This is a genomic window from Ferrovum sp. JA12, from assembly GCF_001431705.1.
In the GTDB taxonomy this organism is placed as follows: domain Bacteria; phylum Pseudomonadota; class Gammaproteobacteria; order Burkholderiales; family Ferrovaceae; genus PN-J185.
This window is the reverse complement of sequence record NZ_LJWX01000002.1, coordinates 436414-458265: the sequence shown is the minus strand read 5'-3', so window position 1 is coordinate 458265 and position 21852 is coordinate 436414. Positions and strand designations below refer to the sequence as shown.

Genomic DNA, 21852 nt, shown 5'->3' with positions numbered 1-21852 from the left:
CAAAATGTCTTAGGAGGGATTCGACTGTGTATTCAAAATCGATTGATTAAGAATACGCAGTGGTTTCTTACTTTCAACCCCGTCTATAAATGACTCAACAATTCCTTGTGCATAATTTTTATCCAGAGCAGCACTGATTTGTTGCGTTTTTTCGTTGCTAAAATTGTCATGGTATTGCACACCATTTAACTGCAACAATGTATAGCCCTGATCTGTTAGGACACCAAGGTAATAGGGGAAATGATTAATGGGCGCTGAGTAAAGGGCTCTGACTACCGCTTGCGGTAAGTGATTGATCGCCTCAGAACGACTTTGCGACAGCTCTTTAGACCAATTAACTTCAACTTCTTGCCCTTTCCCTTTATTGAGTAGAGTCACCGAGTGTTGTCCTAGCTCAGTTAAGGCTTTGTCTTGAGCCTCGCGTTCCAACATAGTTTGAATGGTGGTTTTAAGATCACTTAAGGGCCGATCATGGGCGCTTTGATGACTGATAACACGTGCCGCAATCAACACATTGGGAGCCACCTCTATGGCTTGGGTATTTCGCCCATCCTTAATGCTCTCTGCGTTAAAAATAGCTTTTAAGAATTTAGGTTGGTTAAGGTAGGCTGAAGCATCCTTAGATCCAAAGGGCGTCAGCCAAGGAGAGGTTTCTAAGGTGAGTTTAAATTTATCGACCACGGGGTTAAGGGAGGTGGACTGCTCATAAACCATATTACTGAACTGATCTGCGATCTCTGCAAAATGTTTTTGTGCATGTTCTTTTTTCAGCTCGGCCGTAATAACTGGGGTAACCTCCTCTAAAGACTTAATTTTACCCGGTTTAATGGCTGTTACCAGGAGGATATGATAACCATAGGGCGTTTCAATAGGGTCTGAAACTTGATTGAGGGCTAAGGCAAAAGCGGCACGGTCAAATTGTGCCACCATAGTTCCTTGCGTAAAGAAACCAAGATCCCCCCCCTGTTTAGCAGAAACGCTGTCATCAGACTCTTTCTTGGCAACCTGAGCAAACTCTTTGATGTGAGCTCTTAAATAGATGGCGGTTTTTTTAGCTTTTTCCAGCTGTGTTTCTTTGATCTGTTGACTGGCATGGCTTGGTACGCTAAAGAGAATGTGGCTCACTCGTCGACTTTCTTTAGTTTGCCAGCGCTGGGCATTAGCTGGATCCTTGTAAAAGCGCTCGATTTCCTCTTTAGTGACCGGACTCTGATTAACGATGTCCGCCATGGATAGCACCACATAATTCAGTTTCACCTGTTCAGGCACTTGGAATTGCTCTTTGTGCGATTGGTAATACGCGCTCACCTCTTTATCGCTCACACTGGGCATTTGCGCTAAATCTTTAACCGTTAACTGAGCCGTTGCATAGCTTCTTTGTTGCCCAGTGAGCCGCATAAAAGCCAGCACAGAAGTATTGGGAACCCATTGGGTGGCGCTAAAGGTATCTCTCACTAAACCCACTGCCAAGTCTGCTCGCACAGCGTTTTCAAACCTAACGGGCGTCATGCCCCGATCCCGTAATAGCGCTTCATATTTCTTTGGTGAAAACTGTCCGTTATCCATGAAATAGGGTATCTGTGCAATGTCACTGGCTAATAATTGGTTGGGCACCTGTAAATGAATATCCTCAGCATAGCCTTGCATCACATGACGAATAGAGAGGGCCTGCAATACGGAAAATCGCAACTGTTGAGAGTCTGTAACGGATGAATTGTCTGGGCTTTGTTCAAGTTGGCTTTTTAAAGTTTGATTAAACTCAGAGAGAGTAATAGATTGTCCGGCAACCTTAGCAACCACATCAGCCCCTGAAGAACCTTGATTAAAATAATAGTTAATCCCAAACAAGGCAAAGGGAACCATGATCAGAACCAGTAATAATTTAGCTACCCAAGTTTGAGACAAATCTCTGAATTTTTCCAACAACATGACGTACCTAACCTAATAATTAATGATCAAAATTTACTCTGTCAGTATAACGGTTGCCACAGGGAGTCGCAATGAATCGCTGTTTTTATCGATCCTATACTCGCTGACGCAGAAGAACCAGAGAATACTTACCCATACTAGGGATCTATACAAAAAAAAACCCCACTTTCGTGAGGCTTTTTTGAATCACAACATGTTTTTCAACATTTGGTAATTCGTGGCGGAGTGGACGGGACTCGAACCCGCGACCCCCGGCGTGACAGGCCGGTATTCTAACCAACTGAACTACCACTCCTAATAAAATTGCTGGTGGGTGCTGAGGGGCTCGAACCCCCGACATTCGCCTTGTAAGGGCGACGCTCTACCAACTGAGCTAAGCACCCAGCAAAGTCTGCTAGTTTAACGCATCTTTAAGCGCTTTACCAGCCCTAAACTTAGGAACTTTTGCTGCTTTAATTTTAATGGCATCACCGGTGCGGGGATTACGTCCAGTACGTGCAGCACGTTTACCAACATAAAAGGTTCCAAAACCCACTAAAGTCACCTGACCACCTTTTTTCAAGGATGTTCTGATAGCTGCAATAGCCCCATCTAGAGCGCGTCCGGCGGCAGCTTTTGAGATATCTGCAGCATCAGCAATATGATCGATTAATTCTGTCTTATTCACCTGGTGTCCCCTTCTTATTTAAAAATTCAGAGATAAATATAAAAACTTCGCCAATTAATTATTCAAGTGCATAAAAAAAAGCACAAGATACTTTATAGAAGGGTATTGAATGATTGTCAAATGAAATTTTTTAAAACCCTCTTAAAATACGTATGAATCCTTATTTTCACAAATAACATATAGTATTTATACACCAAATACCACAATTTATCCTTAAAAGACCCTACAACCCTAGAGAAAGGAGTTCTACTTATACAAAATATAAAATTCTTGAGGGTAATACTGATGATAAATTTTACAAGTAATGGGTCAGCAACCCATCACCTCAATTACCCAAAGGAGTCATTGAATCACTCCGCGATAATAACAATTATTTTTGCACAGGCATAGCATTGAGCCAAGCAAGCCACAACTCATGCCCCTTTAACGAGAAGGAACTCACTTGTGCCACTTGAGGCGTATCAAGACCGGATACTTCCTTAACATCAATGGACATCATAAAACTCAATAACATGACCATATACAACGAATAAACAAAAGATTTTTTAGCCCAGCTGCGATGAGGTAATTCATCTCGCTTTAAAATACTAGCCCGCATCCAAAGAGTCGACATCAGAAGAATACTGAATAAATAAAACAGTCCTACACGGTGTATAAAGAACAAGGAAATACTCAGTAAACATAACCCTAATACGTACCAAGGAGTCATAGACTTAATATGTGCAATACCTGACTCACCAGGGGATACTACGGGAATATTGGCTCGCCTGTAATCATTCAAATGCATAATTCCTAAGGCTTGTGCATGAGGGATTTGCCACAAACAGTACATTAAGAACAACAGCAGCGCAGTAACATCCAAATGGTGGGTAGCACAAGTATAGGCAATTAAAGGAGGCATGGCTCCAGAAATACTTCCTCCCCAAGTCCCCCAGCATGTTCTCTTAAGCCATAAACTATAAAACACCACGTAAGAAAACAAACCAAAAATAGCCAGAATAAGACCCAGAGTATCCCCCACGTTATACAACAAAAATAAGCCAAGGAGACTTAATAAGGTCGCTAAAGCCAGGGCCCAAACTATAGAAATTCTGCCCTGTACCAAGGGACGCGATTGGGTTCTTTGCATCAATCCATCAATGTCTCTGTCTATACAATTGTTATAAACACATCCACCAGCTATAAGACAAGACAACCCGATTAAAGTGATGACAAAAGCCAAGGGATGGAGTGCACCCCCTGTTCCCAGAAAGAAAGCCCCTGAAGCAGATACAAGATTACCCAGGATGATGCCAGGCTTGGTGAGGCTAATGAGATCTTTGAGTATCACTGTTTTCCTTTACGCACCAGGCATCATGAGTTTATGCATGTTGTACATAATCCATAATGAACCCACCACAAGTAAGGCAATGACAACCACTGTATAAGCAAAGGACATAACATTCCAGCGTTGTTCTGAACTGCCATCTAAGTGCAAGAAATAACGCAGTTGCACATAAATTTGTATGACCGCACAAATAATCACCGCAATAATCTCAGGTATTCCCTTAAGTAGCCCTGACATCACTGCACCAAAGGCTAGCACTGTCAGCAACAGGGATAGAGAAAAACCGACCACATAAGACTTTGCTGACAGTGGATGTACATCATGTTGTAAATCGCTATGAGACATTTCACGCTACTCCCATTAAATAAACAATGGTAAATACACCAATCCATACCACATCAAGAAAGTGCCAAAACAAACTCAAACGCAACAGTCGTGATCTCACGCCAGGTGTAATACCCTTTTGTAATAGCTGAACAACCATAACGGTCATCCAAATGAGACCCACTGATACATGTAAACCATGGGTACCCACTAAGCCAAAGAATCCTGACAAAAAGCCGCTTCGGTCAGGACCATTGCCCTCAATAATTAAACGGCTAAACTCATTGATTTCCATGAGAATAAAGCCCAAACCAAAGATCATAGTAGGGATCAACCACAATACCGTTTCTTTCACTTTGTTACGGGACAGATTAATCATGGCAAAACCGTTAAAGAAACTAGAGAACAATAGCAACATGGTCTCAAGAAACACATAACGCAACTCAAAAATCTCATGCCCCGTAGGGCCACCTGCGTTGTTATTTTTTAACACCGCATAGGTGGCAAATAGGGAGGCAAACAAAACACAGTCGGTCATGAGATATAACCAAAAACCAAACAACTGATTATCTAACGCACTATGGGTGTGTTCTGCGTGTCCGTGCTCATCCATTACAGTAGTGTCTGACATAACTTCTATCCTTGTGTGGCTAAATCATGTTGAGTCCGTTGATCCACTGCTTGCCCAGTCATTTTTTGATAAGCTTCCGCCTCAAACAGTGCGACCTGTTGTGGTGATAGCTCATAATCCACATGGTCATCACTGGAACGCATGACTAGCAAGGATAAGATGGCGAATAATGAACCTACCACTAACCACCACATGTGCCAGACCAGACCAAAACCTAGGGTAAAGGTGAATAGACCTATAAATACCCCAATTGATGAATTACGTGGCATATGAATCGGAGCAAAGGGAGCTGTAGCTCTTGGGTTTATGCCATTTTCTTTCATATAGGTAAAGGCATACAAATCTTCCACCACAGGTGTCTTAGCAAAATTATAGAAGGGAGGGGGCGAGGGAATAGACCACTCTAAGGAATGACTACCCCATATATCACCAGTGGTATCACGCAAAGCCTGTCTTTGACGAATACTGACAGCTAATTGCATAATCTGGCTAAAAATACCAAAGGCAATCAGGAACGTACCCAACAGGGCCACTAGCAAATAAGGCTGCCAGTAAGGATTATCATAATGCGACATACGCCGTGGCATACCCATAAAACCTAAAGCATATAAAGGCATAAAGGCTAAATAGAAACCGGCAATCCAAGACCAGAAAGAACGTTTACCCCATTTTTCATCCAACCGGAAACCAAACATTTTGGGAAACCAATAGTTGTAACCGGCAAAATAACCAAACAAGGCACCCGGGATCAACATGTTGTGAAAATGAGCCACAAGGAATTCACTATTGTGTAACATGAAGTCAGCGCCTGGTACAGCCAATAAAACACCGGTCATGCCACCCACAGCGAAGGTAATAATAAAACCAATACTCCACATCATGGCAGTGGTAAATTCAATGCGGCCACGATACATGGTGAACAGCCAGTTAAATACTTTCACTCCAGTTGGTACAGCAATAATCATGGTAGCAATACCAAAGAAAGCATTCACGTTGGCGCCAGAACCCATGGTGAAGAAATGGTGCAACCAGACCACAAAAGAAAGTATGGCAATGGCGATGGTAGCGTAAACCATTGATGCGTAACCAAATAATCGTTTGTGTGAGAAAGTAGAAACCACCTCGGAGAAAATACCAAAGGCAGGCAGTACAACGATGTACACCTCAGGGTGACCCCAAATCCAGAAGAGATTGGCAAACATCATCTGATTGCCACCCAAATCATTGGTGAAAAAATGCATATCTAAGTAACGATCCATAGCTAATAGAGCCAAGGTTACTGTGAGCACTGGGAAAGAAAAAATAATTAGCACAGTGGTCACTAAAATCGTCCAGGTAAAGATTGGCATTTTCATGAGCGACATGCCAGGTGCACGCATGCGTAGTATGGTTACGAAGAAGTTAATCCCAGTAACCAAGGTACCAATACCACCTAATTGCAGACTCCACATCCAATAATCCACCCCAGTGGAAGGACTAAATTTAAGTTCTGAATAGGGAGGATAACCCGTCCAACCTGCTTGTGAGAAATCTCCTACCGCCAAGGACACCATGACAAGTAGTCCACTGGCAACAGTTAGCCAAAAACTAACTGAATTCAAGAAAGGATAAGCCACATCTCTGGCACCAATTTGTAAGGGCACTACATAATTCATTAGCCCAATAAAAAAAGGCATCGCCACAAAGATAATCATAATAGTACCGTGAGCACTGAAGATTTGATCATAGTGTTCCGGGGGTAAATAACCTTGCCCCAAACCTTGAGCAAGGGCTTGATGAGTTCTCATCATTATGGCATCGGCAAAACCACGTAACATCATAATGACTGAGAAAATGATATACATAATACCGATGCGTTTATGATCCACACTGGTGAACCACTCATTCCATAAATATGCCCAGCGACGCTGGTAAGTAAGCCAAGCCACCAGCAACATACCAAGCACCGAAACAGTACCCACCGTGGCCATAATAATGGGATTTTGATAAGGAATTGCCTCAAATGTTAAACGTCCAAATAAAACAGATGTTGTAGTCATAATTATTTTCCTCTAGTGACCTTGTGCTAAATTCACCAACCGGTTTGGTGAGCAGTAACTTGCCATAGCTTTTAGTGTGGAGGCGTCATTTCCCATGTATTTCATGATGACACTCTCAAAAAGATAAGGGGTTACGGTTGCAAAATACATTGGTTTAACGTGATCGCTCGGCACCTCAAGGGCACGCAACTGAGTCACGTTAAGATCTGTTTTTTCTGAATGCACTTGGTTAACCCAAGCATCAAATTGGTTATTACTGGCCACTTTTACGGGGAAACTCATAGCTGAAAACCCTTCACCGTTGTACATGGCATCCATACCGCGATAAACACCTTCTTCATTAGCCAGTAGGTTTAAGTTAGTTTGCATCCCCGCCATGGCATAGATTTGACCGCCTAACTGAGGAATAAAGAAAGAATTCATCACCGCATCGGAGGTGATTTTAAAGTGAACTGGAGTATTGGCTGGAATAACCAATTCATTAACCGAAGCGATTCCTTGTTGTGGATAAATGAATAACCATTTCCAATCCATGGACACCACTTCAACCTCAAGGGTTTTGTTAGCACTAACAAGGGGTTTTTCAGGACTTAATTCATGACTAGTCCGCCAGACAAGGGTCCCCAAAATTAAAACTATGACAGCAGGAACGCTCCACACTACCCATTCAACGGTATGGGAGTTATCCCATTTGGGTTCGTATTTGGCATTTTTATTGGAAGCCCTGAAACGCCAAGCGAAGGCAATAGTCATTACAATCACCGGAATGACCACTAACAGCATCAGACCAAAGGCCGTCAATATCAAGTGTTTTTCTGCGGCGGCAACCGGTCCCTTAGGATCTAATACAGCCCAATTACTGCCCCATACGCCCGAGTCAGCGGCAAAACTAGAGACGTTATATAAGCTAACACTCGCACCCACCATCCAAGGAATCAATTTCTTCATGTTTTTTACACATCCTTCAGGCAAAATTAAAACTATTCTAATACTGCGGCGCAAAATAATGGGTAATTATTTATGAATAAATATTCTTTTTTTATTAAGAAATTCTTATACATCGTATTCTTTCATCGCCTCAGCCAATAAAAAAGGGGCAGTTAAACCACCCCCTTAAAAATACTACCTAACCATTTATTGTTATTATTATTTGCAAAACTTATTTAATTTACACAGTGCCTATCGCATCCTGTCACACCCACCACATCCTCAAGATTAAATGGTGAAGAATGAGGAAGTAAATGATAAGCAGGCATACTATTTTTCCAAAAAGCAGTTATTTTATGTTGCTGCGCAACATCAAGATCCCCCATAAATAATTGAGTTCTGGCTAACGCATAATGCGCTCTTCTTTCAAAATCATCCATCACATCAAGCTGGGTTTGAATAAGATGTTTATCATCTAATTTCAACTTGCTATCCTGATAGACCTGAGGAACTTGGCTTAGTTCAATCATGCTTTGTGACCATACATCCCACATTGCATATTGATAGGGTCTAAGGTGTAAATCATTTTTTAAATGATTAATGGCACCCTCTAGTGAATCGGGATTTGTTGGCTGACTAAAAATGGATTGATTAACTGTTTCTGCCCGTGCGGAAAAACTTAAAGCTAAAAATAGTGATACTAAAAGAGAAGTAATTATTTTATACATGATTATTAACCTCAATAGATTAAACTCATTCTAATAGATCAATTAATTTAATTTTTGTTCCTGAGTTTCAAGATTAAATTGAATATTTATTTCGTTTTTAACCTGCAGGGCTCCCCCTAAAACGGCAAATGGTTTGATGCCAAACTGAGTCTGAGAAAGGGTAGTCTGTCCTGTTATAAAAGTATGGTGAGAATCCTGCCTAATATGGTAAGAAATGATCTTGCGACGGGTAACGCCATGCAGGGTAATCAATAGACCCACATAACCTTTTTGGCCAGTCAATGTTTGAACATGTATTTTTACATAGGGGTATTGATCGGCAAACAACACTTTATTTAACATATTATTTCGTGTCCCCTCAATGGCTAACTGAGAAATCCCCAAAGGTAAATGCATCCTCGCTCTATAGACATCTTCATCCACGGCCATTTTTTTTAAACTAAAACCAAAGTCACCTACCCCCTTAGTCTCATTGATGGCCCCTGCCAAGTCGTGAACCACCACTACGTGATCGTGCCCTAAACGAGCAAGAGCGCCTTCTTTGAAGACACTCACTACTATAAAGGAGTGCTGGGTATTGACCCATAACACTTTATCCCCTGCCCTTTGCCATTGCTGGTAAGGTACAGAATTAAAAGCGTTCAGCGAACTCCTATTAGCCAGTTGTTGCTCTGAAACACTGTGCTGCGACAGTGAAGAACAGGCAGTCAGAAATAATGTACTAAGCAGCATCAAATAGCGCATCAATGTTCTCCAAAAATTTAGCGTATGATATAAAAGTTACCACATAACTTACAGAAAAGATGCCCAATACCATGCATGACAACAACCATTACGAAGAAAAGCTGCAAGCCTTACAGATTGAATTGGTTAAATTTCAACGTCATCTCATCAAAAGTAATGAAAAAATATTGGTTATCCTTGAGGGGCGAGATGCCGCCGGTAAAGATGGGGCCATCAAACGAATCACTGAACACTTAAGTCCGCGTGATACCCGAGTAGTGGCTCTATCTAAGCCCTCTGATCGGGAAGAAAAACAGTGGTATTTTCAGCGTTACGTAACCCACCTTCCAGGCCCTGCGGAGTTTGTTCTCTTTAATCGAAGTTGGTATAACCGCGCTGGAGTTGAACCTGTCATGGGTTTTTGTACCCATCACCAACATGAGGAGTTTCTCAATACGGTACCAGCCTTTGAAGATATGCTAGTTCGCTCAGGTATATGCTTATTAAAGTACTATCTTAATATTTCAAGGGATGAACAGCAACGCAGAATGCTCGAGCGCCACAATAATCCTCTCAAGCAATGGAAGGTGAGCTCCATCGACGAGACGGCAGTGAGCAAATGGAAAGAATACAGTGAAGCCCGAGATAGTATGCTTGCTCGTACCCATCATCAATCAGCCCCTTGGACGGTAATTGACTCTGATGACAAAAAAAGTGCCCGTCTAAACCTCATTCGCCACATTCTAAAGAACTTAGACTACCCTGAAAAAAAACACCACTTACTCTTAACTGATCCCTTAATTGTCCGTGAGTGGGCTATTGGAGAGAGCTTACAGCTAAAAAGTTAACCGGCTTTTTCTTGATTGCGCGAGGTCAACCAACCAATAAATGAAAGCAATGATAAGCCTCCACCAATTAAAAGAATGCCTATAATTTCAAGATATTTAAAGGTTTCATTTAAAATCAAACGGGAAGACAAAATAGCAATGACAGGCGTACCCAGTACAGACAAACTTGCCTCCCAAGCTGGAACACGATCTAAAATATAAATCCATAGCCACCAACATAATCCTGTACTGGTCACGGACATAAAAACCAGCAGATAAATATAGTGAAAGGACCATTGCGTAGTCCCCTCAGGCACCCATAACGCAAGCATGGTGAGAGGTAAGGCACCCACCACCATTTGCCAAGTGGTTAAATTTACCAAGTCAACCCGACTTTTCTGGCGCAATAATTTAACCTGTATCGTGCCCACTGACCAGCACATAGCGGCCACTATGCCCAATACCTTACTCAAGGCCGAAGCTTGCATATTCCACGGCTCAATAATAAAAAGGAGTCCCACTAGGGTGAGAATGGCAGCTAGCCATTGTGCACCTTTGATCATTTCACCTAAAAAAATACGCGCCAACACCAAAGTCCAAATGGGCATGGTAAAAATTAACACTGAGGTTTTTCCCGGTCCTCCCTCAACCAAAGCCCAAGTTTGAAAGGCCATAAAGCCCGCCACTTGTACCAAACCAATGAGAATTGTCGCTCGCGGTTCAGCGCAGCCGATTGGACGGCCAGTTAATTTTAATAAAACAAATAAAGCCAATGCCCCACCAATACAGCGTTGTGCAGCAAAAGCGAAGGGAGGAGCCATACTCAAGGCTTCCTTAGCGAGTACCCAAGTGTAACCCCAGATACTAGACAGGACTATTAACGCCACAATGGGAAACCAAGAACGCTGAGTCATTATTAATCGCTTTAAAAAATCAATGATTTTAACATCTTTCCCCCAATGTAATGTCATCAAGCTGTAACAATACTTTGGAATTATAGTAAAAATTATTAGAGAAAATTATGCCTACACAAGCACCCATATTAAATGGCTTTGAAAGCCAAACCACCACTCTTAACCCTGACATCGCCCCTAATGGGGAGCGCTATGACACGGATGATGACTCCCTTGATGATATGTACGCTATTCCCGATACGGAGATAGATGATTTTTCACGCGGCGGCAAGTAATTGCTTTTTTTACATCTGGAGCCGTAGTGTAAACTTTTCTTCATACATGCTGGGCAACGATAAGTACCCACCCTCTTCAATCCTACTACAAATATACTGCGACATACACGGCAACTCTGTCCCTTAATTTGTTCTGAATCAATGAGTTTAATTAACCACCAAGCTCGGTCAAAGCTTAAGGTCTTTTTTAAACCAGTGCTGTTCCAATTTGAGTACCATAATTGGTAAGCCAATAATAAAGTCGCAGCACGCACAGGTTGATGATGTTCATTAACACTCATGTAGTACTGTAAAAAAAGTGAAGACTGTAAATGATTGAGACCAATGAGATACCATTCAACAGAGGAAGGAATGGGACCGCGCGCCGGAGCCTCTCCGGTACTGTCTACATAAAATTTACGTAACAGCCATGGTGAGAGCTGAGTTAATTCACTCACAATAGGAACTCGCGCTCCCACTAAAAACAACTGCTGGGCAGAATGATACCGTTCCAACTCTGTATGTAACTCGCGACTAGTAGCCATTGCGCATTTCCTTCTCGCCAATTAACATGGCTTGAGCTAGAGCCACCTGTTCACCACTGGCATAATGACTTAATTCCTGCCATACGCGGGGATTTCGCCAACGAAGCCCTACCAATAATACGGGGGTTGACACTAATTGACGTATTTCTTTAACCGATAGTGTTAATAGAGTTTGAGCCACCGCCTTTTGAATACCCAGTTCATACAACGCCCGATTATAATTATCTCTTAGCATTTCACGAGCAAGACCTAACATTTCTGAATTTAAATCAACCATCGAACGCTCATAACCATCCATCATTCTCTCCCTCAAATATTTATGGTCAAAAGACTATAACAACAGATATTTAGGAAGAGAAGGTCTTAAAAAAACCTTAATAAATAGAATAACTGCAACAGATGATGCCTAGGGGAAAGCCGAGGATATCCTAGGAACAATGTCACTAAAAGTGACGACAATGATCCTAGGGTTAGTGAGACACATTATGACAAATTAAATCTTTGGTAAGGTTACTCCTCGCTGACCTTGGTACTTCCCACCTCGATCTTTGTAGGAGGTTTCACATACTTCATCTGATTCAAAAAAGAGTACCTGAGCCACGCCCTCATTAGCATAAATTTTAGCGGGCAATGGGGTCGTATTAGAAAACTCAAGTGTCACATAGCCCTCCCACTCCGGCTCAAAGGGCGTTACATTCACAATAATGCCGCATCGCGCATAAGTGGATTTACCTAGACATACCGTGAGAACATTACGCGGAATTCTAAAATACTCAACCGTTCTGGCAAGGGCAAAAGAATTAGGTGGAATAATACAAACCGGCGCTTTCACATCCACAAAAGAATTGGCATCAAAGTTTTTAGGATCAACAATAGTAGAATTAATATTGGTGAACAGCTTAAACTCATCGGAGCAGCGAATATCGTAGCCATAGCTTGAGGTACCATAAGATACAATTCTCTGGCCATTATGTTCTTTCACCTGGGCGGGTTCAAAAGGCTCAATCATGCCATACTCGCTCGCCATACGTTTAATCCAACGATCTGATTTTATACTCATCTCGCAATACTCGCCTTAGGTCTTTTGAATCACGATTTTAGGAAACCTGGTTGTCCTGTCCTCAGTTTTTTGCGCTATTTTAATAGCTACTTTTCTGGCAATAGCACGATAGTGGTTAGCAATATCGCCCTCAGGATCTGCCACCATAGAGGGTTTTCCCGCATCGGTTTGCTGACGAATACGAATATCTAAGGGTAAAGCGCCCAACAATTCAGTACCAAAATCTTTCACCATTTTAGCTGCTCCCCCCGCACCAAAAATGGATTCCTCATGACCGCATTGACTGCAGCGATGAGTACTCATGTTCTCCACCACACCAAAGATAGGGACGCCCACCTTTTCAAACATCCGGTAACCCTTGCGTGCATCCAGTAGTGCGATATCCTGCGGCGTGGTAACAATCACCGCACCGGTCACCGGTACCTTTTGAGCTAAGGTGAGTTGTACATCACCTGTACCAGGTGGCATATCCACAATTAAATAATCCACATTATTCCAAGCCGTATCGCGAATTAATTGCTCTAGGGCTTGGGTGACCATAGGGCCACGCCACACCATGGGTTGATCAGGGTCGATCAAATAGCCCACTGACATGGTCTGCAGTCCATAATTCATCAATGGACGCATACGCCGACCATCCTCGCTGGTGGTGGGCTTGTCATCAATACCTAGCATGGTAGGCTGCGATGGGCCATAAATATCCGCATCCAATATAGCTACCTGCGCCCCTTCATCTTGCAAAGCCAGTGCCAAGTTCACTGCTGTAGTGGATTTTCCCACGCCACCTTTACCTGAAGCGATAGCAATAATATTTTTAATTCCCTCCAAGGGCTTTAATGCTCCTTGCACAGTATGGGTAGCAATCTTCCAAGTTACCGTCACGGCTGGGGTGGGCAACGATTCCAGGGTTCTCAATGCCCCGACTACCAATTGGGTGAGCTCCTTGGACAAATGTTTTGCTGGATAACCTACTTCTAAGTGAACAGTCAGCGTACCCTCACCGAAGTTAACACTTTTTAAAGCTTTTTCTTGGCCAAAAGTTTTTAATGTAAAGGGATCTGTTAAACCATTTAATAATGCTTCAATACGTTGCGTATCCATAGAGCCATACCTAAAATTCATTAATAAAAAAAACTATTATAGTCCCTATATGGAAAATGGTCAGGACCTTGTTACACTATAGGATTAATTATCTGCAAGAGTTGATATTTTATGCCAAGAACAATGATTGTAACCAGCGCTCTTCCCTATGCTAATGGCAGCATTCATCTAGGCCATATGGTGGAGCATATACAAACGGATATATGGGTGCGCCATCAGCGCATGAATGGTCATACCGTTCATTATCTTTGCGCCGATGATACCCACGGCACTCCGGTGATGCTGGCGGCCAATCAACTAGGCATTTCTCCAGAGCAAATGATTGAGAAAGCTCGGCAAGAACACATGAAAGACTTTACTGGTTTTTTAATCGATCATGACTTGTATTACAGCACCCATACCCCAGAAACCGAAGCTTTTGCAAAGGATATTTATTTAACCTTGAAACAAGCAGGACTTATTGATGTTAAGCCTATTGAGCAACTCTTTGATCCTGAAAAGGAAATGTTTTTGCCCGATCGCTTTATTAAAGGCGAATGCCCACGTTGTCATGCCAAAGACCAATATGGAGACAATTGTGAAGTCTGTGGCGCTTCCTACAGCCCCACGGAATTAATTCAACCTGTATCCGCCATTTCAGGGGCCACCCCCATTAAAAAAACATCGGAGCATTATTTCTTTAAACTCAAGGAATGCGAGAGCTTTCTCAGACAATGGACGCGCTCTGGCACCATCCCAGAGGAAGCCGCTAACAAACTCGAGGAGTGGTTTAAGAGCGGGCTCACTGATTGGGATATTTCGCGAGACAAGCCCTATTTTGGCTTTGAAATCCCCGATGCACCCGGTAAATATTTTTATGTGTGGTTAGATGCTCCCATTGGTTATATTGGTACGTTTAAAAAATTTGCCGATACCAAAGGGTTGCCCTTTTGGGATTATTGGAAGGCAGACTCCACCACCGAGCTCTATCATTTTATTGGTAAAGATATCCTCTACTTTCACTCTCTGTTTTGGCCGGCCATGCTCTATGCTGCCAATCTGCGCACTCCCACGCGCTTATTTGTGCACGGTTTTCTCACGGTCAATGGACAAAAAATGTCTAAAAGTCGTGGTTCCTTCATTACTGCTCAAAGCTATTTAAAACATTTAAACCCCGAGTCTTTACGCTACTATTTTGCCGCCAAAATGAACAGTTCCATGGACGATATCGATCTGAATTTAGACGACTTCACGAACCGAGTAAACAGTGATCTGGTTGGTAAGTTTATTAATATTGCTAGTCGTACATCTGGTTTTATCACCAAACGCTTTAATGGTAAATTAGCCACTGGTTTTGATGAATTAGCACTGCCCATTATTGATCGTTTTTATACAGAAGCCTTAACGATTAAGACATTATTCGAAGAGCGTGAATTCGCTAAAGCTATCAGAGAAATTATGGCCTTGGCAGACCTTGCCAATCAATACATTGACCAACAAAAGCCCTGGGAATTAGCTAAGGATCAAAAACATCTTAATCTACTGCATCAAGTTTGCACCTCATGCCTCGAAATGTTTCGTTGCTTAAGTATTTATTTAAAACCCGTACTGCCAAAACTCACTCAGCAGGTGGAAACTTTTCTGAAACTTTCACCGCTTATGTGGAAGCATTTGGATAAAAAATATGCCATCAATGCCTGTGATATTTTGCCTTACCATCATTTAATTTCTCGCATTGAAACAAAACAAATCGAAGAGTTACAAAGTGAAAGTAAAAGCAGTTTAATCGACAAAACCAATCAAGATCATCACTTTCCTCCTTTGTCGGAAACCATTGGTATCGATGACTTTAGTAAGATTGATTTACGGGTTGCTAAAATCATTGATGCTGTCACAATCCCTGAGGCCGATAAATTATTAAAACTAACTTTGGATTTAGGTTTTGAGCAACGTACGGTTTTCGCCGGCATCAAAAGTCAATATCAAAGTGAACAATTAGTGGGCAGACTAACAGTGATGGTGGCAAATTTGAGCCCCAGAAAAATGCGTTTTGGTGAATCTCAAGGCATGGTGCTGGCTGCTGGCGATGGCAATACCATTTATCTCTTGAGTCCTGACAGTGGCGCTAAGCCTGGTATGAAAATCAAATAAGTCATTTATAGCGAATCACTAAGCGCCCTTCATTTAATGGACGTGCTAGGTGACTTAGACAAGTCTCTGATAAGGTGATTGATGGGAGACGGATCTCAGCACTAGCTAGTGGGTTGTTATAGCGCACTAAAACAGGCGTAGGACCTGGCTCAGATTCGCTTCTTAAGACTTTAATTAACTCTATGTCTTGACTCTCTGTGATTGTTATAATGAGTTCTTTGGCATAGAGTTGCCTTGCCTCGCTGACGGTATACACGGATTCAGCGGTAAGTCTTATACTCTGTGTGAAACCATCAAGAGTGGGTTTTCCGTGGATAATCAGAACCTGATCTTCCTTAAGAAGTGGCCGTGCCTCTTCGAAAATCTCATTGAAAAAAGTCACTTCCACACGGGCTGAAGCATCATCTAAGACCACAATCCCCATGCGTCCCCGACGGGTTTGCTGGATACGTGTACTCACTACAATTCCAGCCACTTTAACAAGTTCATTATGGGGTACAAGATCACTCAGTGAACGATCCACAAGTTGCGAGAGCTCTTGGCGATAAGAGCTAAAGGGATGGGCACTAAAATAAAAACCCAAGACGGCTTTCTCATAAGACAGTTGTTGATTGACAGGCCAAGGGGCGGACGCTTCTACAGCTAAGGAGTCCACGATCACACTTTCGTCCACCGCGCCAAATAAAGCACCTTGATGGCTATTGTTGGCCGCCTGTTCAGCCAGCTCAAAGGCAGGTTCAATGGCCTTAGATAAAGTAGAGCGCTCCTCCTTGGTGAAATCAAAGGCACCTGCTTTCACCAAGGCTTCCACTACACGGCGGTTCACTATACGTTTATCAGTTCTTAAACAAAAATCCAGCAGACTCGTGAAGACCCCTCCCTCATGTCTAGCGCGTTCAATTTCAATGGCTGCAGACTCTCCAGTCCCCTTGATGGAACCCAAACCATAGCGTATCTGTTTTTTGTTGATGGGGATAAAACGATAGACAGAATGGTTTACATCAGGCGGCAATATGTCCAAGGAATTAGCCTTGGCATCCTCCACAAAGACGGAAACTTTATCCGTATCATCCAAGTCGCCGGAGAGTGTTGCCGCCATGAATGCTGCAGTATGATGAGCCTTTAACCAGGCTGTCTGATAGGAAATCAAAGCATAGGCAGCAGAGTGCGATTTATTAAAACCGTATTCTGCAAACTTTTCCATTAAGTCAAACAGTTGTGTGGCAAGCTTAATGGAAATACCCCGAACACTGGCTCCTTCAATAAACTGGCTGCGTTGTTTTGCCATCTCCTCCGGCAACTTTTTACCCATTGCACGGCGTAATAAATCCGCCGCACCCAGAGTATAACCAGCGAGAACCTGAGCTATTTGCATCACCTGCTCTTGGTAAACAATGACCCCATAGGTGGGGGTTAGAACGGGCTCGAGCAGTTGATGGAAATAATCCACCTTAGCCTTACCTTGTTTACGATTAATAAAGTCATCCACCATACCTGATTGAAGGGGCCCGGGACGGTTGAGCGCCATCAAGGCAATAATGTCCTCAAACTGATCTGGTTGCAGACGTTTTTCTAAGTCCTTTGCAGTTCTAGATTCCTGCTGAAATACCGCTGTAGTGTTGCCTGAGCCAAAGAGTTGATAGGTAGCTGGATCGTCTAAAGGAATTTGATCGATCTTAAGATGCTTTTCTTCATCATTCTCTGCTATAAGATGAATAAAGCGCTCTGCCCAATCTAAAATAGTTAAGGTACGCAAACCCAAAAAGTCAAATTTAACCAGACCGACTTTTTCCACATCATCCTTATCAAACTGACTGACCACAGCCTGTGAGCCCTCCGCCGCATAGAGCGGAGTGAAGTCAGTCAGTTTGCCTGGAGCAATTAATACTCCCCCAGCATGCATCCCTACATTACGAGTAATTCCCTCAAGGATGCCTCCTAAGGTTAATACCTCGGCCACTTCCTCTTCCTCTTTAGCTCTTTGTAACAACTGTGGTTCTTGGACTTTGGCTTTCTCTAGGGTCATACCAATTTCAAAAGGAATCAATTTGGCCAATTGATCCACAAAGCCGTAGGGTAAATCCAATACTCGGCCCACATCCCTGATCACAGCCTTAGCTGCCATGGTTCCGAAAGTGACAATTTGTGAGACGCATTGAGGGCCATACTTATGCCGTACATATTCAATCACCCGATCTCGTCCATCTTGACAAAAGTCCACATCAAAATCCGGCATAGAAACCCGTTCTGGATTTAAGAAGCGCTCAAACAGAAGGTCATAACGCAAGGGATCCAAGTCGGTAATACTTAAACAATAGGCCACTAGTGAGCCTGCCCCAGAGCCGCGCCCTGGACCAACTGGCACACCATTATTTTTTGCCCAATTAATAAAATCAGCCACAATCAAGAAGTAACCGGAGAACCCCATTTGGATAATGGTATTTAGCTCAAACTCCAGACGTGCTTGATAGGTAGCATATTCTTTATCGCGCAGTACAACGTCTGGATAGAGTTTTTCTAATCGCAAGGCTAAACCTTGTTGGGATAGGGTGATCAAATACTCATCTAAAGTCATGCCAGGCGGCGCAGGGAAATCTGGTAGTTTGGGTTTCCCAAGGGTCAACTCTAAGTTACAACGCTTAGCAATTTCAACACTGTTAATGAGTGCTTGGGGAACATCACTAAATAATGCGTTCATTTGCGCTTGAGTTTTAAAGTGTTGCTCACGAGTAAATTCATTGGGACGCTTGGGATCTGCTAGCAGATATCCTCCAGCAATGCATACCCTGGCTTCATGGGCCTTATAATCCTCAGGCATTAAAAACTGAATCGTTTGGGTGGCCACCAGGGCCACTTCCAATATAATAGCCAAATCAATAGTCTGCTCTACCCAAAGCTTTTCTTGCGATCGCCCTACTCGGCTAATTTCTAAATAGAAATTATCACCAAAGTATTTTTGCCAACGCCGTACACGCTCCGCGGCAAGGGTATTGTTTCCTTGTAATAAGGCCTGACCAATATCCCCCTTCTCGCCCCCTGACAAAATAATGAGGCCTTCACTCTCTTGCTCAAGCCATGAGCGCTCAATGAGGGCCACACCCTGCTCTTGGCCGTTTAAATAAGAACGGGTTAAGAGCTCGCAGAGTGTATGGTAGCCTTGGTGGTTTTTAACTAATACCACCACTTTAAAAGGTTGATCATTCTCTTCATCAGAGCGAATAGTGATCTCACAGCCAATAATGGGTTTAATGCCCTTTGCTCGAGCCTGCGTATAGAACTTGATGAGTCCAAATAAATTATTATTGTCCGTAATGGCCATGGCCACCATTTGATCATCCACCGCCGCCTTTAATATATCGCTGATGCGCACAATACCATCGGTAATCGAGTACTCGCTATGGAGCCGAAGATGCACAAAAGGAAGAAGAGAATGGCTATCAGACATAGGGACTATGACTAACCCCGTTTGTCATGAAAAAAAGATTTTAATAACTGGCTTGCCTCCGCCGCCATCACTCCCCCTTGACACAGCGTGTGATGATTAAGTTTTGGCTGAGCAAAGAGATTGACCACTCCTCCACAGGCGCCTGTTTTAGGGTCCGTGGCAGCAAACACTACACGAGGTAAACGAGCTTGAAGAATAGCTCCTGCACACATGCTGCAAGGCTCTAAGGTCACATATAAAGTGCAATCAATTAGGCGATAATTTTTAAGTAGGGCACCGCCCTGACGTAAAACTTGAATCTCAGCATGGGCACTGGGGTCGTGAAAAGCAATTGGCTGATTGTACCCTTGAGTAATGATGGTGTTATCGCGCACCAGTACGGCTCCCACAGGCACTTCACCCTGTTCTTTCGCTAACCGCGCTTGATAAAGAGCATGGTTCATAAAAAACATATCTTGAGTAGTACCGTGCTCAGTCATGAATGGAGGGAGTTTGAACTAAACTTTATTTATTAATTAACTTTTTAAGTTTAACATGCCCTATGCACTCCTAAATACACTCAAGCACAAAATTTTTTTAATTTATTAAACATCAATGGCTTGTTGTGAACCTATTTTTTTTCTCAATTCATACTTTTGTATTTTACCCGTTGAGGTTTTGGGAATAATATCAAAAATGATGGTTTTGGGTACTTTAAAACCAGCGAGATGCTGACGGCAATGATGCATTAACTCCTCAGGGGAGATTCCCACTCCGGCTTTCACCTCCACAAATGCACAGGGTACCTCCCCCCACTTTTGATCAGGCTTCGCCACCACAGCCGCTGCCAATACGGCAGGATGGCGATAAAGTACATCCTCAATTTCTATGGAGGAAATATTTTCCCCGCCTGAAATAATAATATCTTTGCTACGGTCTTTAATTTTAACGTACCCATCAGGATTAACCACAGCCAAATCACCCGTATGAAACCATCCTCCAGCGAAGGAGGCTTGTGTGACCTGTTGGTTTTTAAGATAACCCTTCATAGTAATGTTGCCACGAAACATAATCTCACCCATGGTCTCCCCATCATGAGGAACGGCTATTAAGGTAACAGGATCTAGTACTTGAATGGCCTCTTGAAGATGGTAACGCACTCCCTGCCGGGCGTTTTTTGCCGCTCTCTCGCCCACAGGCAAACTTTGCCAATGCTGATGCTTAACACATACCGCCGCGGGACCATAGGTTTCTGTTAACCCATATACATGGGTTAAATCTATCCCCATGGCCTCCATCCCTTCAATCATCGAAGCCGGTGGCGCAGCGCCGGCTACCATGGCCTTTATATAATTTGGTAATTCCTCTTTTAATCGTGAATCTGCATTAATTAGCATACTGTGCACAATGGGAGCAGCACAATAGTGGGTGACCTTCTCAGTTTTCATGAGGCGCAATATCTCACTGGCCTCTATACGTCGCAAACAAACATTCACTCCAGCCCGCGCAGCCAGGGTCCAAGGAAAACACCAGCCGTTACAGTGAAACATGGGGAGCGTCCACAGATAGATGGGATGCTTGGGCATATCCCATTCCAAAATATTTGACACAGCGTTAAGCGCTGCACCACGATGGTGATAAACCACCCCTTTAGGATTACCGGTGGTGCCGGAGGTATAATTCAAACAAATAGCATCCCACTCGTCCCCTGGCAGTTGCCAATCAAATTGAGGGTCTCCTAAGGCTAAAAAATCCTCATATTCAACGGCTCCTAAACCTCTCTTATCCCCAGTAAAGGCATTGTCCGCCACATCAATAATAATCAGCTTTTCGCTTGCAAAACCATACTTTTGTTGAGCTATCTCTAAGGCTTCTGTTACTGTGTTGGCATATTCATGATCTAGAAATAAAAGCTTAGCCTGTCCATGTTGTAAAATAAAAGCGATGGTCTCAGGCTCAAGTCGTGTATTAATGGTATTTAATACAGCCCCAGCCATGGGAACACCAAAATGAGCTTCCACCATAGCCGGAATATTAGGCAGCAGTGCAGCCACCGTGTCTCCCTGTTGAACCCCATAACCAATTAGGGCGCTGGCCAGCGCTCTTGTACGTTGGTAGGTTTCTCTCCAAGTACGCCTCATCTCACCATAAACAATTGCCTCTTGCTGAGGATAAATCTCTGCGCTACGTTCGATAAAGGATAAGGGTGACAAAGGGACGAAATTCGCTTGGTTTTTCTCCAGCCCGTGCGTGTACATGATGGATCCTCCCAACACTTTATTAATTTTTTATTACTATATAT

The 21852-nt window shown here is 43.1% G+C and carries 19 protein-coding genes, 2 tRNA genes and 1 pseudogene; 3 read left to right on the top strand and 19 right to left on the bottom strand.

All coding sequences use genetic code 11. The features are described from left to right. Nucleotides 1-9 precede the first annotated feature (9 nt). The 11 genes from FERRO_RS07275 to FERRO_RS07225 form a co-directional block, all read right to left on the bottom strand. On the bottom strand, nucleotides 10-1929 hold the full coding sequence (locus tag FERRO_RS07275) for a SurA N-terminal domain-containing protein (protein WP_056930213.1): 1920 nt from the start codon (nucleotides 1927-1929) through the stop codon (nucleotides 10-12). Between the two features lie 218 nt (nucleotides 1930-2147). After that, nucleotides 2148-2224: transfer RNA gene (locus tag FERRO_RS07270), tRNA-Asp, on the bottom strand. Nucleotides 2225-2236: 12 nt separating this feature from the next. Then, nucleotides 2237-2312, bottom strand: a tRNA-Val gene (locus tag FERRO_RS07265). 11 nt (nucleotides 2313-2323) lie between these two features. Beyond that, entirely contained in the window at nucleotides 2324-2596 is a 273-nt protein-coding gene (locus FERRO_RS07260; protein ID WP_056930212.1) for an HU family DNA-binding protein, read from the bottom strand. A 370-nt stretch (nucleotides 2597-2966) separates the two neighbouring features. After that, nucleotides 2967-3926, bottom strand: a complete 960-nt coding sequence (gene cyoE, locus FERRO_RS07255; RefSeq protein WP_056930211.1) for a heme o synthase — start codon at nucleotides 3924-3926, stop codon at nucleotides 2967-2969. Between the two features lie 9 nt (nucleotides 3927-3935). Beyond that, nucleotides 3936-4268, bottom strand: coding sequence for a cytochrome o ubiquinol oxidase subunit IV (cyoD, locus tag FERRO_RS07250; RefSeq protein WP_056930210.1), 333 nt, complete (start codon nucleotides 4266-4268; stop codon nucleotides 3936-3938). A gap of 1 nt (nucleotide 4269) precedes the next feature. After that, nucleotides 4270-4878: a cytochrome o ubiquinol oxidase subunit III gene (cyoC, locus tag FERRO_RS07245; protein WP_056930209.1), complete on the bottom strand. Its 609-nt coding sequence runs from the start codon at nucleotides 4876-4878 to the stop codon at nucleotides 4270-4272. Between the two features lie 5 nt (nucleotides 4879-4883). Further along, nucleotides 4884-6917, bottom strand: coding sequence for a cytochrome o ubiquinol oxidase subunit I (gene cyoB / locus FERRO_RS07240; protein ID WP_056930208.1), 2034 nt, complete (start codon nucleotides 6915-6917; stop codon nucleotides 4884-4886). A 12-nt stretch (nucleotides 6918-6929) separates the two neighbouring features. After that, complete coding sequence (cyoA, locus tag FERRO_RS07235) at nucleotides 6930-7865, bottom strand: ubiquinol oxidase subunit II (protein WP_152975727.1); 936 nt, start codon at nucleotides 7863-7865, stop codon at nucleotides 6930-6932. A gap of 215 nt (nucleotides 7866-8080) precedes the next feature. Continuing rightward, on the bottom strand, nucleotides 8081-8572 hold the full coding sequence (locus FERRO_RS07230) for a hypothetical protein (RefSeq protein WP_056930207.1): 492 nt from the start codon (nucleotides 8570-8572) through the stop codon (nucleotides 8081-8083). A 42-nt stretch (nucleotides 8573-8614) separates the two neighbouring features. Continuing rightward, on the bottom strand, nucleotides 8615-9316 hold the full coding sequence (locus tag FERRO_RS07225) for a YceI family protein (RefSeq protein ID WP_056930206.1): 702 nt from the start codon (nucleotides 9314-9316) through the stop codon (nucleotides 8615-8617). Nucleotides 9317-9387: 71 nt separating this feature from the next. On the opposite strand from FERRO_RS07225, the gene ppk2 reads away from it, so the two are divergent. After that, nucleotides 9388-10143, top strand: coding sequence for a polyphosphate kinase 2 (gene ppk2 / locus FERRO_RS07220; RefSeq protein ID WP_239683493.1), 756 nt, complete (start codon nucleotides 9388-9390; stop codon nucleotides 10141-10143). Here ppk2 and FERRO_RS07215 read toward each other — a convergent pair. Continuing rightward, nucleotides 10140-11036, bottom strand: a complete 897-nt coding sequence (locus FERRO_RS07215; protein ID WP_056930635.1) for a DMT family transporter — start codon at nucleotides 11034-11036, stop codon at nucleotides 10140-10142. The two genes, ppk2 and FERRO_RS07215, sit on opposite strands and share 4 nt — an antisense overlap. A gap of 107 nt (nucleotides 11037-11143) precedes the next feature. On the opposite strand from FERRO_RS07215, the gene FERRO_RS10450 reads away from it, so the two are divergent. Next, the gene (locus FERRO_RS10450) at nucleotides 11144-11311 is read left to right on the top strand and encodes a hypothetical protein (protein ID WP_239683492.1); all 168 of its coding nucleotides are present in this window, start codon (nucleotides 11144-11146) and stop codon (nucleotides 11309-11311) included. Nucleotides 11312-11358: 47 nt separating this feature from the next. Here the strand turns inward: FERRO_RS10450 and FERRO_RS10675 are convergent. The 4 genes and pseudogenes from FERRO_RS10675 to apbC form a co-directional block, all read right to left on the bottom strand. Then, nucleotides 11359-11835: pseudogene (locus tag FERRO_RS10675) on the bottom strand (FlhC family transcriptional regulator); the annotation flags it as partial. Beyond that, complete coding sequence (locus FERRO_RS07205) at nucleotides 11825-12112, bottom strand: flagellar transcriptional regulator FlhD (protein ID WP_160318120.1); 288 nt, start codon at nucleotides 12110-12112, stop codon at nucleotides 11825-11827. The pseudogene FERRO_RS10675 and the gene FERRO_RS07205, both read right to left, overlap by 11 nt. Before the next feature lie 216 nt (nucleotides 12113-12328). Beyond that, complete coding sequence (gene dcd, locus FERRO_RS07200) at nucleotides 12329-12895, bottom strand: dCTP deaminase (protein ID WP_056930202.1); 567 nt, start codon at nucleotides 12893-12895, stop codon at nucleotides 12329-12331. Nucleotides 12896-12910: 15 nt separating this feature from the next. Continuing rightward, nucleotides 12911-13996 (bottom strand): iron-sulfur cluster carrier protein ApbC, encoded by a 1086-nt coding sequence (gene apbC, locus FERRO_RS07195; RefSeq protein WP_204374795.1) that lies wholly within the window; start codon nucleotides 13994-13996, stop codon nucleotides 12911-12913. 111 nt (nucleotides 13997-14107) lie between these two features. Here apbC and metG point away from each other — a divergent pair, with 111 nt between their 5' ends. Continuing rightward, entirely contained in the window at nucleotides 14108-16126 is a 2019-nt protein-coding gene (gene metG / locus FERRO_RS07190; RefSeq protein ID WP_056930200.1) for a methionine--tRNA ligase, read from the top strand. 1 nt (nucleotide 16127) lies between these two features. On the opposite strand, the gene dnaE is transcribed toward metG, so the two are convergent. The 3 genes from dnaE to FERRO_RS07175 form a co-directional block, all read right to left on the bottom strand. Further along, complete coding sequence (gene dnaE, locus FERRO_RS07185) at nucleotides 16128-19571, bottom strand: DNA polymerase III subunit alpha (RefSeq protein ID WP_056930199.1); 3444 nt, start codon at nucleotides 19569-19571, stop codon at nucleotides 16128-16130. 11 nt (nucleotides 19572-19582) lie between these two features. Further along, nucleotides 19583-20050, bottom strand: coding sequence for a tRNA adenosine(34) deaminase TadA (gene tadA / locus FERRO_RS07180; protein WP_056930198.1), 468 nt, complete (start codon nucleotides 20048-20050; stop codon nucleotides 19583-19585). Nucleotides 20051-20155: 105 nt separating this feature from the next. Further along, complete coding sequence (locus tag FERRO_RS07175; RefSeq protein WP_056930197.1) at nucleotides 20156-21808, bottom strand: acyl-CoA synthetase; 1653 nt, start codon at nucleotides 21806-21808, stop codon at nucleotides 20156-20158. Nucleotides 21809-21852 lie beyond the last annotated feature (44 nt).